The following is a 14502-nucleotide window of genomic DNA, read 5'->3' on the forward strand; positions in this document are numbered from 1 at the left end:
CAAAGATATAGATCATTTACTAAACCGTCAGTTAAAACTGACGGCAAATAAACCTGTAACTAAGTATGTCTTATTTATGACTGATGCTTATACATGGTTGGCTCAAATCTTTATTGGCATAATGGAGCTGACTTCTTTTTTGTTTTATATAGCTCTTCCTAATGACTAGCTTTATCCTCTCTACCCTCTCTCCAAAGAGGAAAACTATCCATAAATACATTATTTGTTTTTGATTTATATTAATTTTGTGGACTCAGTAACACTTGTTTGTGGAATAATTCTACAAAAGTATCTTTTAATAAAGAAGTCGTTCTATCTTGTAGTTGGTTTATATGATTAATATTTAGTAGTATAGCGTTTTTTAACAGATTGTATTGAACAATGGTACGATTATTTCATTCTTACAGTAGAGAGATAGAACAATAGAATATTTAAATGTCATTTATAGATATTAGTAATGGTAGGAGAAAGATTAGTAAAAGGAAGTATCGTATTAGTCGCCCTTTTAATGCTGGCAACAGGTTGTCGTAAAAAAGAAGAACCGTTGCGTCCCCTTGTCATTGTAGACAAGCCTCAGAAAGAAGATGTGCAAATATTTGGTGAATACGTAGGTCGTATTCGGGCAGCAAGTTATGTAGAGATACATGCCCGTGTAGAAGGTTATCTGGAAAAGATGCTTTTTGTAGAAGGTAAACAGGTTAAACAAAATGAACCTCTGTTTATTATCAATTCTGCACTTTATAAGGCTCGCGTAGAGAAAGCAAGAGCACAGTTAAAAAAGAATGAAGCTCAGGCGGCAAAAGCCAAAAGAGATGTGGAACGTTTGCAGCCCTTGTATGAACAACATGCAGCGAGCCAGTTGGATCTCGATAATGCATTGGCTTCCCTGGACGATTCGGAAGCCAATATCGCTATGAGTAAGGCTGACCTTGATCAGGCACAACTGGAACTCGGTTATACAACTGTAACTTCCCCAATTGCCGGGTATATCAGTGAGCGTTTTGTCGATGTCGGTGCCTTGGTCGGCCCCGGTGTCAATTCAAAGTTGGCTGCTGTTGTGAAAAGCGATACGGTATTGGTGGATTTTAAAATGACAGCACTGGATTATCTGCGTGCTGAACGTCGTAATATCAAGTTCGGTGAGCAGGACACGACTCGCTCCTGGCAACCGACCGTTACTGTAACCCTTGCTGATAATTCTGAATATCCGGTAAAAGGAATTGTGGATTTTGCAGATCCGATTGTAGACCCTCAAACAGGTACTTTCGGTGTCCGTGCAGAATTGGCTAATCCGAACCAAAAATTGCTTCCCGGACAGTTTACACGTGTAAAACTATTATTAGATGTGCGTGAGCGCGCAATCGTTGTTCCCCGGAAAGCCATTTCTATTGAACAGGGCGGTGTCTTTATTTATATTATCCGTCGTGATAACGTTGCGGAAAAACGTTTTGTTCAGACAGGACCGGAAATAGGGAACAGTATTGTTATTGAACGTGGTCTAGGTGAAAATGAATCGGTCGTTGTTGAAGGCTATCATAAGTTAGTTCCCGGAATGTTGGTTCGTCCGGTCCAGGCAGGTGATGATAAAGCTGTCGCAGCATATAGAGAGGAGGCAGGAGAATGAAACCGGGATTCTTTATAGATCGTCCCGTATTCTCGACTGTACTTTCTTTGTTAATTGTTATTGTCGGGATTATTGGATTGATGTTGTTGCCGGTGGATCAGTATCCGCAGATCACGCCACCGGTTGTGAAGATTAGTGCCTCTTATCCGGGAGCCAGTGCCTTGACGGTGTCGCAAGCTGTTGCTACACCGATCGAGCAGGAGTTGAATGGTACTCCGGGTATGATCTATATGCAGAGTAGCAGCAGTAACTCCGGAGGTTTGACTATTACGGTTACTTTCGATGTGTCGGCGGATGCTGACCTGGCTGCTGTCGAAATACAGAATCGTGTGAAGCTGGCAGAGTCGCGTCTTCCCTCCGATGTCGTGCAGAACGGTATTACGGTAGAGAAACAATCCGCCAGTCAGTTGATGACATTAAGTTTGAGTTCGGATGATCCGCGTTTCGATGAAATCTACCTGAGTAACTTTGCAACGATCAATGTGCTTGATGTCCTTCGTCGTATCCCTGGAGTAGGACGTGTTTCGAATATCGGTAGCCGTTATTATGGTATGCAGATATGGGTATATCCCGATCGTCTTGCCAATATGGGATTGACGGTAAAGGATATCCAGAATGCATTGAAAGAGCAAAACAGTGAATCTGCCGCCGGTGAGTTAGGTAAACAACCGGTCATAGATGTGGATGTCACCATACCTATTACAGCTCGTGGCCGCCTATCGACAGTGAAGGAATTTGAAGATATTGTCGTCCGTGCAAATCAGGACGGTTCTATCGTCCGTTTGCGGGATGTTGCCCGTATTTCATTGGAAGCCTCTTCCTATTCTACTGAAAGTGGGATAAACGGTGAGAATGCTGCAATCCTCGGTATTTATATGCTACCGGGAGCTAACGCTTTGGAAGTGGCAACCAACGTGAAGGAAGCGATGAAAGAGATCAGCCAGAACTTCCCTGAAGGGCTGGAATATAAATTCCCGTTCGATATGACAGAATATATTTCACAGTCCATCCATGAAGTGTACAAGACCTTGTTTGAAGCTTTATTCCTGGTTGTGTTGGTTGTGTTCCTGTCTTTGCAGAATTGGCGTGCCGCTTTGATCCCGACTATTGCCGTGCCTATTTCTCTGATCGGTACATTCGGATTCATGTTAATTATGGGATTCTCACTGAATATGCTGACCTTGTTGGGATTGATTCTGGCAATTGGTATTGTGGTGGATGATGCGATTGTTGTTGTGGAAAATGTGGAGCGTGTTATGCATGAGGAAAAACTGACGCCTCGTGAAGCTACCCATAAGGCTATGCATGAATTGTCGGGAGCATTGATCGCGACTTCGATGGTATTGGCTGCAGTATTCGTTCCTGTAAGTTTCCTGAGCGGGATTACCGGTGCGTTATATCGCCAGTTCTCGATAACTATTGTCGTTTCAGTATTGCTTTCAACAGTAGTCGCATTGACATTGAGTCCTGCTATGTGTGCCTTGATCTTGCGTCCGACAACCGGAAAGAAGAACTTTGTCTTCCGTAAAATCAATATCTGGTTACATAAAGGAAATAATAAATATATCCATTTGTTATCGAAGGCCATCGGAAATCCAAAACGGATTCTGGCAGGTTTCGGTATGGTACTTGTTTTCATCTTTGTACTGAATCGCTTTATACCGACCAGCTTTATTCCGGAGGAAGACCAGGGCTTTTTCACCGTGGAATTAGTGATGCCTGAAGGAGCAACCCTGGAACGTACCCGTAAAGTAACCGACCGTGCTATCGAGTTTTTGCAGAAACAACCGGCTGTGGCCTATGTGCAAAATGTGACCGGTAGCAGTACTCGTGTGGGAACATCACAAAGCCGTTCAACCCTTACCGTTATTCTGAAACCCTGGGAAGAACGTAAGTCTTCCGGCATGGGAGTTGAAGATGTAATGGAAGTTGCCCGTAAAGAATTCGAGTACTATCCGGAAATATTGGCCTATCTGAACCGTCCGCCTGTTATTCCCGGACTGGGAGAAAGCGGAGGTCTGGAAATGCAGCTGGAAGCTCGTGGAGAAGCCAGCTGGGAAAATCTGGTAAGTGCTACCGACACTTTTATGCTGTACGCATCGAAAGCTCCGGAGCTGACCGGTGTCTCTTCTGCTTTGCAACCCCAGATCCCTCAATTATATTTTGATGTAGATCGTGACCGGGCAAAATTTCTGGGTATTCCTCTGACCGACATCTTCTCGACGATGAAGGCTTATTTGGGTTCGGTTTATGTGAATGACTTCAATATGTTCAACCGTATATATAAGGTATATATCCAGGCGGAAGCACCGTATCGTGCCACACAGGAGAATCTGGGATTATTCTTTGTCCGTGCTCAGAACGGTTCGATGGTTCCGTTGACCGCTTTGGGTACGACAAGTTATACAACCGGACCAGGTACGATCAAGAAGTTCAATATGTTCTCTACAGCTGCGATCAGTGCGGTGGCTGCTCCCGGATACAGTTCTGGTGAAGCGATGGCGGCTATGCAACGGATCGCTCGTGAACATCTACCGGATAACATCGGTGTGGAATGGAGTGGATTGTCTTATCAGGAAAAGAAAGCCGGAGGTCAGACCGGCATGGTGCTTGCACTCGTTTTCCTGTTCGTTTTCCTGTTTCTGGCTGCACAGTATGAAAGTTGGATTGTGCCGATCGCCGTACTGCTGTCGTTGCCGGTTGCAGCTTTGGGAGCTTATTTGGGTATTTGGGCTACCGGATTACATAACGATATCTATTTCCAAATCGGACTTGTTACCCTGATCGGTCTGGCTGCAAAGAATGCGATCCTGATCGTAGAGTTTGCTAAAGTACAGGTAGATGCAGGTGTCGATGTTATACAAGCCGCTATTCATGCCGCCCGGATGCGTTTCCGTCCCATTCTGATGACTTCCCTGGCTTTTGTATTGGGTATGCTTCCGATGGTATTGGCTAGCGGGCCGGGTTCGGCTTCCCGCCATAGTCTTGGGACCGGAGTGTTCTTTGGTATGTTGGTTGTTATCACTGTAGGAATTGTGTTGGTACCATTCTTCTTTGTATTTATCTATAAAATGAAGAAAGTCTTAAAATTGGAACGCGTCAGCCAGATCATTCCGAAGGAAAAAATCCTTCGAAAGAGAAAGTTATTCCTTTTTATTGCAGTGGTCGCCGTTGCTTTGGTTTCGCTTTCTTCCTGTAAGTTGGGAGAGAAGTATGCCCGTCCGGATTTGAATTTGCCGACTCAGTTTGAAGGAGAATCGGATACTCTTTCCGTAGAGAACATTCCCTGGGAAAGCCTGTATGCTGATACAACTTTGCAGCGGTTGATAACAACTGCTCTGGAAAACAACAAAGATATGAAGATCGCAGCTGCCAAGATTAAAGAGATGATGGCTGCTAAACGTATCACTTTTGCCGAGCAGTTCCCGGAGATCGGGGCACGTATTTATGGACAGAAGGAGCGTTTGAATTATGGTGGCGATAATCCGAAACCCGATCCTGAATATGGAGCCAAACTGACGCTTTCGTGGGAACTCGATCTATGGGGAAATTTGCGTTGGGCAAATGAGGCGGGTGTAGCAGCTTATCTGCAATCGGTAGAGGCACGTCGTGCTCTTCAATTGACTTTAGTAGCTGAAGTTGCAGCTGCTTATTATGAATTGTGTGCTCTCGACCGGCAGTTAAATATCGTACGGCAGACCTTAGAAGCCCGTCGTGAAGGTGTCCGTTTGGCTAAACTTCGTTTTGAAGGAGGCTTGACATCTGAAACATCCTACAACCAGGCATTGGTTGAGTTGGCCCGTACGGAAACACTTGTCCCGTCGTTGGAACGTCAGGTCAGGATAAAAGAAAACGATATCTCCCTTCTTTTGGGAGAATATCCGGGATATATTCCCCGGGGATTGCCGCTTGGTGAACAGCGTTTGCCCGATGCTTTACCGATAGGACTACCTTCTGCTTTGCTCGAACGTCGTCCCGATATGCGACAGGCAGAGTTGAAACTCCGTGAAGCAAATGCCAAAGTAGGAGTGGCCTATACAGACCTGTTTCCGAAGATCAGCCTGACAGGTAACTTTGGTATTGAAAGTGAAGAATTGGGCGATCTGTTGAAGAGTCCGGCCTGGTTTTTGGCAGGCGATTTGCTTCAACCGCTTTTTGCGATGGGAAAGAATAAAGCGAAGCTGAAAGCATCGAAAGCTCGTTACGAACAAGAGGTTTATACTTATCAAAAGAGTGTGATCAGTGCTTTTAAGGAAGTGAATGATGCTATTATCACGATCCGTAAAGCGAAAGAGATCCGTTTCTCGCAGGAAAGGCTGGAAGCTGCATCTGCTAAATATCTTAAATTGGCTGAACTGCAATATATAAATGGAGTAACTAATTATATAGATGTACTGGATGCCCAGCGTGGTTATCTGGATGCGCAGATCAGTTTGAATAATGCGGTACAGAATGAATTACTGGCAGTGGTTTATCTGTATAAGGCATTAGGTGGCGGATATACCTTAACTTCAGAGAAATAGTCCTTTTTTGCAAGAAGATACAAAATATTAAGTACCTATAGGAAATCTGCTAAAGACAGCCTATAGGTACTTTTTTTATTGGGAAAAACGTTAACTGCTAACTTATTCCTATCTTTGTATTCCTAAAAACAATAAAGAGAGGAATTGCTATGCCATTAAATTTACAAAAGAATTTACCCGCTATTGAACTCCTTAAAAAGGAACACATCTTTGTGATGGATTCCCTTAGGGCTTCGGAACAGGATATTCGTCCGCTTCGTGTGGTGGTGCTGAATCTGATGCCCTTGAAAATTACGACGGAGACCGATCTGATCCGTTTGTTAAGTAATACCCCTTTACAGGTAGAGTTGGACTTTATGAAGATAAAAGGACATACTCCGAAGAATACACCGATCGAACATATGCAGGAGTTTTATAAAGACTTCGACGAAATAGAGAAAGATTATTACGACGGAATGATTGTTACCGGTGCACCGGTAGAGCAGATGCCGTTTGAAGAGGTGAGTTACTGGGAGGAAGTGACTACGATTTTCGACTGGGCACGTACGCATGTGACCTCTACATTATATATATGTTGGGCGGCACAAGCAGGATTGTATCATTTCTATGGTGTTCCTAAATATGATTTGCCAGCGAAGATGTTCGGGGTTTTCCGTCATACGTTGCGGGAGCCTTCTTTGCCTATTTTCCGTGGGTTCGATGATGAATTTTATGTGCCTCACAGCCGCCATACGGAGATACGCCGTGAAGATATCCGGAAGGTACCGGGACTGACGTTGCTCTCAGAAAGTGAAGAGTCGGGTGTTTACATGGCAATGTCGCGCGGAGGGCGTGAGTTTTATATCACTGGACATTCGGAATATTCGCCTTATACATTGAGCGATGAATATATCCGTGACTTGAATAAAGGACTTCCTATTTCGGTTCCTCATAACTATTACCGTAATAACGATCCGGCACAAGGTCCGGTTGTCCGTTGGCGAGGTCATGCAAACCTGCTGTTTACCAACTGGCTGAACTATTACGTTTATCAGGAAACCCCGTTCAATATCGAAGATATTAAGAATCTGGGAAGTTTGTAATTTAGAAATAATTGAACTATCCGAGCAAGCGATCAGTCATACATAAAACATGCTTAGTTACAGGTTCATTTGCCGTTGGTTTTAACCAACGGATTAGTAAATGCTCTCTCTCTTTGGACTTTAGTCCCATTTAAGCAGTCTCTCTATTGAAGAGAAATGTGGCTGAAGCCAATAAAGAGAAGCAACATGTAAACCGTCAGTTAAAACTGACGGCAAATAAACCTGTAATGGCTAAGTCACTTTGATAAAGGGATAGCTCATTATTGATAATATCTGAAATAAAATATGCCAATCAAACCTCGTCGTATTGAACTCCTGGCTCCGGCAAAGGATTTAACTTGTGGTATCGAAGCGATCAATCATGGTGCCGATGCCGTCTATATCGGTGCGCCAAAATTCGGTGCGCGTGCAGCAGCCGGAAATTCGTTGGAGGATATCCGTGCCCTTTGCGATTATGCCCATCTATATAATGCCCGTATCTATGTGGCGTTAAACACGATCCTGCGTGAAGACGAATTGCCGGAAGCGGAGCAGTTGATCTGGCAACTTTACCAGGCCGGTACGGATGCTTTGATCGTGCAGGATATGGGAATTACCCGCCTGAATCTGCCGCCTATCCCTTTGCATGCCAGCACACAGACCGATAACCGGACACCAGAAAAGGTAAAGTTCCTGGAATCTGCCGGATTCACACAGGTGGTTTTGGCACGTGAACTGTCTTTGAACGAGATCAGATGTATCTCGGAGCAGACGACTGTGCCCCTGGAGGTGTTTGTGCACGGCGCTTTATGTGTCAGTTATAGCGGTCAATGTTATTTGAGTGCAGCCCTGAGCGGGCGAAGTGCCAATCGGGGCGAATGTGCACAATACTGTCGCCTGCCCTATTCGATGGTGGATGCAAACGGGACGGAGATCGTACATAACAAGCATTTGTTGTCGCTTAAGGACATGAACCGCTCCGATCAACTGGAAGCGTTGCTCGATGCAGGTGTTTCGTCGTTGAAGATAGAAGGACGGTTGAAGGACGTCACCTATGTAAAGAATATAACAGCTTATTACCGGAAAAAGCTGGATGCAATCCTGGCACATCGTCCGGAATATTGCAGGGCTTCGGCAGGAACAAGTACCTATACGTTTGAACCGGTGGCAGAGAAGAGCTTCAACAGAGGATTTACTCCTTTCTTCCTGCATGAACGGTCGAAAGATATTACTGCTTTCGATACGCCGAAGTCGTTAGGGGAACCGGTAGGGACCGTGAAGGAATTGAAGGGTACCTCGTTTACAGTGGCAGGTTTAAAACAATTGAATAATGGTGATGGCCTGGTGTTCTTCAATAATCGGGGTGAGTTGGAAGGATTCCGTGTGAACAGGGTGGAGGCGAATCGCGTTTTCCCATTGGATATGCCGGACATAAAGCCTAAAACACCTCTCTATCGTAATTTCGATCAGATGTTTGAGAAGCTGTTGGCGAAACCTTCGGCCGAACGAAAACTCTCCGTAAAGATAGAGTTTCTCGATAATGCTTTCGGCTTTACCTTGGCAATGGAGGATGAAACCGGTGCGCGGGTAATGTTGACGGAACCGTTTGCCAAAGAACTGGCACGACGTGAGCAAACAGACAATATTCGTACCCAACTGTCAAAATTAGGAAATACACCGTTTGAAGCCTCGGAGGTCATTGTACAGATGGGCGGGAATTGGTTTGTCCCTTCGTCTTTGCTGGCGGATATGCGTCGCAAGGCTGTCGGGAAGTTACAGGCTGACCGGACCATTCGTTATCAACGGGAATTGGCGCGTAAGGTGGAACCGGCGAAAGAGATACCGTTCCCTGAACGTCAATTGACTTATTTGGGGAATGTATCGAACAGCCGGGCAAAAGCTTTCTATAAGATGCATGAGGTGGAGACGGTGGCCGATGCCTTCGAATTGAAGCCGGAGAAGGATGTTCCGTTGATGTTCACAAAACATTGCCTGCGCTATAGTATGGGATGGTGTCCGACATACCAGAAACAGAAATCACCGTATAAAGAGCCGTATTACCTTTTATATAAAGACACCCGGCTCCGTCTGCAGTTTGATTGCAAGCGGTGCCAGATGTTGGTATATGAAGCGGAAGAATAGAGAATATTTGAACTATAATACACAATAAACTTATTATGAAACAGCACCTATTAACCTTTTTACTCGTCTTGTTTACCTTCGCTTCCTGTGCGGATAAACCGCTTGACCCCTCTAAACCGGTTTATGTAACAGTGAAAACAACGATGGGCGACGTTACTGTCCTTCTTTATGATGATACGCCATTGCACCGGGATAACTTTATAAAACTTTGCCAGTCCGGTGAATATGAGGGAATGTTGTTCCATTGCATTATCAAAGACTTCGTTGTACAAGGAGGCGATCCTACCAGTAAAGCCCATGAACCGGGTGTCTTATATGGTGATGGGGACGGAGGCTATACTGTTCCTGCCGAGATACTCCCTAACCATTTCAATAAACGAGGTGCCTTGATCGATGCCAAAGAAAGCGACGACGTAAACCCTGAACGGGCATCAGCCGGAACCCAGTTTTGTTTTGTACAGGGAAAAGTTCTTTCCGATACCGAACTGGACGAAAAAGAAGCCCGGATCAACCAGATACGTCGTAACTGGTTATACTATAAATATCTTGATCAGTTAAAGAAAGAAGATCCTGCGCTGGCAGCCGATTCGATGGAAAGTGAATTGACGAACCGTGCCCTGATTATGGTAGAAGATACCCTGGCGGAACTTGGCCCGTATGTTATTCCGGCAGCGCATCGCGAAGTGTATAAGACTGTAGGTGGTGTTCCCCATCTGGACAATTCTGTTACCATCTTTGGCGAAGTAGTCGACGGGTTTGATATTGTAGAGAAGATGTCGTTGGTAAAGACCGATAAAAATGACCGTCCTGTACATGATGTCATGATCAAATCGACTAAAGTATTTCAGAAATAGAGAGGCTTCCCTAAACAAGATACCTACCTGATGTTGTTCTATAAACAAGTAATCAAATAGATATAGTCATGAAGAAAATTGTTATTATAGGCGCAACCGGTTATGCAGGTTCTGCAATTTTGAAAGAAGCGTTAGGTAGAGGACATCAGGTAAAGGCCATTGTCAGAAATCCATCCAAGTTGATATTAACCCATCCGAACCTGAAGGTGGTAGGAGGTGATGTGACAGATACTGATTTTTTGTCGCGTGAGTTGGCAAAATCGGATGCGGTGATCAGTGCTTTCAATCCGGGATGGTCGAATCCGAATATATATGATGAAACATTAGAAGGCTACGGCTCTATTATTTGTGCCGTGCGTAACGCCGGTGTGCATCGTTTTCTGATGGTTGGCGGGGCCGGAAGCCTGCAGGTGGCTCCGGGGCGTCTGCTGATGGACGAACCCGATGTTCCTGAAAAACTATTACCTGGCATCCGGAGTCTGGCGAAGGTATATACCGATATGCTGTTACCCGAAAAGTCGTTCGACTGGGTGTTCCTGAGTCCGGCAGCCAATATGTTTCCCGGGCAGCGTACAGGTAAATTCCGTCTGGGAAAAGACAAGCTGGTAGCCGATGAAAAGGGGGACAGTAATATTTCCGTAGAGGATTTTGCCGTTGCCATGATCGACGAACTGGAACAGGAAAAGCATCATCAGGAACGTTTTACCCTGGGATATTAAGATTATTCCTATCTTTGTTCGTGTAAAGAGAACATCATATAAAAGAAGAGTGTTATGACAAAGATTAAAAACATTGTATTTGATTTGGGAGGTGTTTTGATAGAACTGGACCATGATTGTGCCGTGCGTCGCTTTGAGGAGATTGGAGTGGATGATGCAAGGCAATTGCTCGATCCTTATGAACAGAAAGGATTCTTTCTGGAAGTCGAGAACGGAACAATCAGTTCCGATGAATTTTGTCAGAAGTTGCGTGAATACGCCGGGAAAGATCTTTCATACGATGCTATAAGACATGCCTGGCTGGGTTTTATCGTCGATACTCCTCAATATAAGCTGGACTACCTGTTGAAACTTCGCGAAGAATATAATGTATATCTTTTGAGCAATACCAATCCGATCATTCAGGAAGGTTGGGCAAGGACCAGCGAATTCACGCCTGCCGGTCGTCCTATCGGCGCTTATTTCGATAAGATGTACACCTCTTATGAGGTGGGGGTTACCAAACCCGACCCGAAGATTTTCGAATATATGATCCGTGACAGCGGTTTGAATCCCTCGGAAACACTTTTTGTGGATGATGGAAAGAGTAATATCGAGATCGCCCGCCAACTTGGTTTCGAAACGTACCAGCCGGAAAACGGGGAAGATTGGCGCGAGCCGATCAATCGATATTTATCCAAATGATAAATTTTTAGCTAAACCATTTTGCGATAATCTTGTAAAGACTGATTATCTCTATCGGCTTTGCAATATGTTCGTTCATACCAGCTTTGAGGCTTAACTGTACATCTTCGGCAAAAGCATTGGCCGACATGGCTACGATCGGTAGTTTTTTGATGTCTTGCCTGTCGAGTCGGCGGATGTTCTTTGTTGCTTCCAGACCATTCATTACGGGCATCTGGATATCCATGATTATAAGATTGTAATAGCCTTCGGGGGAGGCGGAAACTTTGTCTACCGCTTCTTTCCCGTCGCAGGCTGTTTCTATTTCTGCACCGGTCTCCTTCAGAAGTTCGTAGGCGATCTCACGATTCAGGTCGTTGTCTTCCACCACCAGTATCCGTTTGTCTGCAAAAGAAGTAATAACAGCCGGACCGACGGCCTGTTCTTCTTCTTTCCTGTCTGTCGCGAATCTTTTCATCAGAAGGAATAACTTCGATTTCATAACAGGCTTACTGATGAAACCATTGGCTCCCGCTTTCAGGGCTTCACTCTCATATCCGGAATAGTCGTAAGCAGAAATGATAATGATAGGGATATTCGGGCCTACTTGTTCCCGTATTTTTTGAGTTGTCTCGATGCCGTTCATACCTGGCATCATCAGGTCTATGATAATGGCGAAATAGTTGTTCCCATCGGTAACCTTTTCCACCGCTTCCCGGCCGGATAGTACCCATTCCGGTTTCATCCCGAGTTCCTCCAGATTTTCACAAGCTATTTCACACGAGATATCGTCGTCATCTACGACCAGTACCGGTAAGTCTACCAATATACTGCTGTCGTATTCGTCCAGGTTACCCTGTTTGACGTGGAAGATCATAGTAAATGTGGAGCCTTTCCCGTATTCGCTTTTTACCAGGATATCACCGTTCATCATCTGGGCAATGTTCCGGCTGATGGCCATGCCGAGGCCTGTACCCTGGATGTTACGTACAGCGGTATCGTCCGACCGTTCGAAAGGCTCGAAGACCTTGCTTATAAATTCAGGCTTCATCCCGATGCCGTTGTCTGAAACGGCTATTTCAAACTGACTGTAACCATTATAAACAGACGGTTTTTCTTCGATTGTGACTTCGATCTGCCCTCTATCCGGAGTATATTTGATCGCATTTGTCAGCATATTCAATAAGGCTTGCTGTATGCGCTGTACATCACCGATCAGGCATTCGTGTTTTACACGGATGACGCGTATATGTAATTGCTGTTTCTTTGCTTCAAAGGCGGATTGTACCATTATGAACAAGCTTTCCAACAGTTCGTCGAGGTTGAAAACTTCATCCGTCAGCATGATACGCCCACTTTCCAGTTTCGACATATCCAGAACTTCGTTGATCAGATTCAGCAGAAGTTTGGATGAAATAGTTATCTTTTTCAGACAATCAGCGATACGTGCCTGATCGTTCATATGTAATCCGGCTATTGCCGTCATGCCGATGATCGCATTGATAGGGGTACGTACATCATGACTCATTCGCGACAGAAAATCAGATTTAGCCCGGTTGGCTGCTGTTGCGCTTTGTAAAGCATCCCGCAACAGTTGTTTCTGTCTTCTTTCTTCTTTGATTTCTGTTATATCGGTTCGGGTCAATAGCCAGATGTTCTTTTCCTTGTCGAAATAGCTGAATCGTATTTTCTTATCCCGATTCATGCCATTTTCTATCATAGAGTTGTATAGAATATACTCTCCGTGTTGCTTCAATATGGGACTGACATGTGCAATCTTCATGTTCATGGTCATTTCTTCACACAATTCCGGCGACATATATTGCCGGTTGTATTCCGCAACCACAGCCTCATAATCGCTGCTGGCGACAGGAGGGGGGCTGTCGCTTTCCGAACCGGAAGTGTACATGACATAGCTATTTTTTGAAGCTTCGATATAAATCACATAGTCATATTCCGATTGTACGGCTTTTTCTATGATTTGTGATTTTCTGAAATCGTTGACATTGTGGCTGGATAGAATGATCCTGCCCGGCATACCATCCTCGTTGATTACTATGTCGATAAAGGCTTCATGCCATTCAAAACCGAAATGTTTATTGCAGAAACGCATATCGAATTTCCTGTGTAAATATCCTTCCTCTATCATTTTATGAAAAGTTTCGAGTGAGATCGTTTCATCCCATAAATTATGATCCGGTGGATAGATATCTCTTTTACGGATATTACAAAGAATTTTGTAGTCGTGTTTTGTATTTTCCAGTTCTGGATTTATACCGTCCTTGATGACTTCGATACTTTCGTTTTCGGGATAAATAACCCAAACGACGTCCATAAGATACTGGTAGTTAGCTAACAATTCTTTTGATTTAAGATACTTTTCCATGTGACTTCGTTTATCTGCATTTATATCAGGCGCTATGTTCGGCGATCAATTCACAGATGTGTTTATATTCTATCTTCAAATGGTTGAACAAATCCTGTATACTTTCCGTTTCTCCGTTTCTGAGTTGTTCCGTCATCGGGATCAATATGTTTGAAAGAGTGGTCAGGTCAAGTGTACCGGCTAATCCTTTTAACGTATGAGCATGCTGGAAAGCCTGGCTGATGTTATTCTCTGCAAGACTTTTCTCCATTAGAATAAAGTTTTCATCCATTGGAAATTTAGAAAGTATCCTTTCATATAACTGTTCATTATTCATGAATCGGTTTAATGCACTGTTTAGGTTAACTCCGTGTGCTTGTAACTTTTCTTTGTATTCGCTTGTCATGTTCTTTGTTGCCGGTTTTATGTCACGAACCAATCCTCTGTGACTGAAAAATATTGTACAAAAGTAAATAAAATAATATACAAAAGACAGAAAAAGCTTTATAAATCAATAGAACTGTTCGTTTTTTGCTATTAGGCAAACCCGG

Annotated in this window: 9 protein-coding genes; 7 read left to right on the top strand and 2 right to left on the bottom strand. The window is 44.3% G+C overall.

Annotation, left to right across the window (positions count from 1 at the left end; all coding sequences use genetic code 11):
• Positions 1–457: 457 nt before the first annotated feature.
• The 7 genes from DWW23_RS04085 (at position 458) to DWW23_RS04115 (ending at position 11607) form a co-directional block, all read left to right on the top strand.
• Entirely contained in the window at positions 458–1624 is a 1167-nt protein-coding gene (locus DWW23_RS04085; RefSeq protein WP_122352019.1) for an efflux RND transporter periplasmic adaptor subunit, read from the top strand.
• Positions 1621–6147 (top strand): multidrug efflux RND transporter permease subunit, encoded by a 4527-nt coding sequence (locus DWW23_RS04090; RefSeq protein ID WP_122352020.1) that lies wholly within the window; start codon positions 1621–1623, stop codon positions 6145–6147. The genes DWW23_RS04085 and DWW23_RS04090 overlap by 4 nt, the downstream gene beginning before the upstream one ends.
• A gap of 149 nt (positions 6148–6296) precedes the next feature.
• Positions 6297–7229: a homoserine O-succinyltransferase gene (gene metA / locus DWW23_RS04095; RefSeq protein ID WP_122352021.1), complete on the top strand. Its 933-nt coding sequence runs from the start codon at positions 6297–6299 to the stop codon at positions 7227–7229.
• 285 nt (positions 7230–7514) lie between these two features.
• Positions 7515–9350: a U32 family peptidase gene (locus tag DWW23_RS04100; RefSeq protein WP_122352022.1), complete on the top strand. Its 1836-nt coding sequence runs from the start codon at positions 7515–7517 to the stop codon at positions 9348–9350.
• 35 nt (positions 9351–9385) lie between these two features.
• Entirely contained in the window at positions 9386–10204 is an 819-nt protein-coding gene (locus tag DWW23_RS04105; RefSeq protein WP_122352023.1) for a peptidylprolyl isomerase, read from the top strand.
• 68 nt (positions 10205–10272) lie between these two features.
• On the top strand, positions 10273–10923 hold the full coding sequence (locus DWW23_RS04110; RefSeq protein WP_122352024.1) for an NAD(P)-dependent oxidoreductase: 651 nt from the start codon (positions 10273–10275) through the stop codon (positions 10921–10923).
• A gap of 54 nt (positions 10924–10977) precedes the next feature.
• Positions 10978–11607, top strand: coding sequence for an HAD family phosphatase (locus DWW23_RS04115; RefSeq protein WP_122352025.1), 630 nt, complete (start codon positions 10978–10980; stop codon positions 11605–11607).
• A 7-nt stretch (positions 11608–11614) separates the two neighbouring features.
• Here DWW23_RS04115 and DWW23_RS04120 read toward each other — a convergent pair whose 3' ends face one another.
• A complete protein-coding gene (locus DWW23_RS04120; protein ID WP_122352026.1) occupies positions 11615–13972 on the bottom strand; it encodes a hybrid sensor histidine kinase/response regulator in 2358 nt (785 codons plus the stop codon).
• A 25-nt stretch (positions 13973–13997) separates the two neighbouring features.
• Complete coding sequence (locus DWW23_RS26670; protein ID WP_229801170.1) at positions 13998–14222, bottom strand: Hpt domain-containing protein; 225 nt, start codon at positions 14220–14222, stop codon at positions 13998–14000.
• Positions 14223–14502: the final 280 nt, after the last annotated feature.

This window comes from Parabacteroides sp. AF14-59 (assembly GCF_003479515.1).
In the GTDB taxonomy this organism is placed as follows: Bacteria; Bacteroidota; Bacteroidia; order Bacteroidales; family Tannerellaceae; genus Parabacteroides; species Parabacteroides faecis.

Bases quoted from the DNA above. Each gene is read 5' to 3' on its own strand.
- DWW23_RS26670 (WP_229801170.1), bottom strand. From the start codon at position 14,222: ATGGAGAAAAGTCTTGCAGAGAATAACATCAGCCAGGCTTTCCAGCAT.
- DWW23_RS04115 (WP_122352025.1), top strand. From the start codon at position 10,978: ATGACAAAGATTAAAAACATTGTATTTGATTTGGGAGGTGTTTTGATA.
- DWW23_RS04100 (WP_122352022.1), top strand. From the start codon at position 7,515: ATGCCAATCAAACCTCGTCGTATTGAACTCCTGGCTCCGGCAAAGGAT.
- metA (WP_122352021.1), top strand. From the start codon at position 6,297: ATGCCATTAAATTTACAAAAGAATTTACCCGCTATTGAACTCCTTAAA.
- DWW23_RS04105 (WP_122352023.1), top strand. From the start codon at position 9,386: ATGAAACAGCACCTATTAACCTTTTTACTCGTCTTGTTTACCTTCGCT.
- DWW23_RS04120 (WP_122352026.1), bottom strand. From the start codon at position 13,972: ATGGAAAAGTATCTTAAATCAAAAGAATTGTTAGCTAACTACCAGTAT.
- DWW23_RS04085 (WP_122352019.1), top strand. From the start codon at position 458: ATGGTAGGAGAAAGATTAGTAAAAGGAAGTATCGTATTAGTCGCCCTT.
- DWW23_RS04090 (WP_122352020.1), top strand. From the start codon at position 1,621: ATGAAACCGGGATTCTTTATAGATCGTCCCGTATTCTCGACTGTACTT.
- DWW23_RS04110 (WP_122352024.1), top strand. From the start codon at position 10,273: ATGAAGAAAATTGTTATTATAGGCGCAACCGGTTATGCAGGTTCTGCA.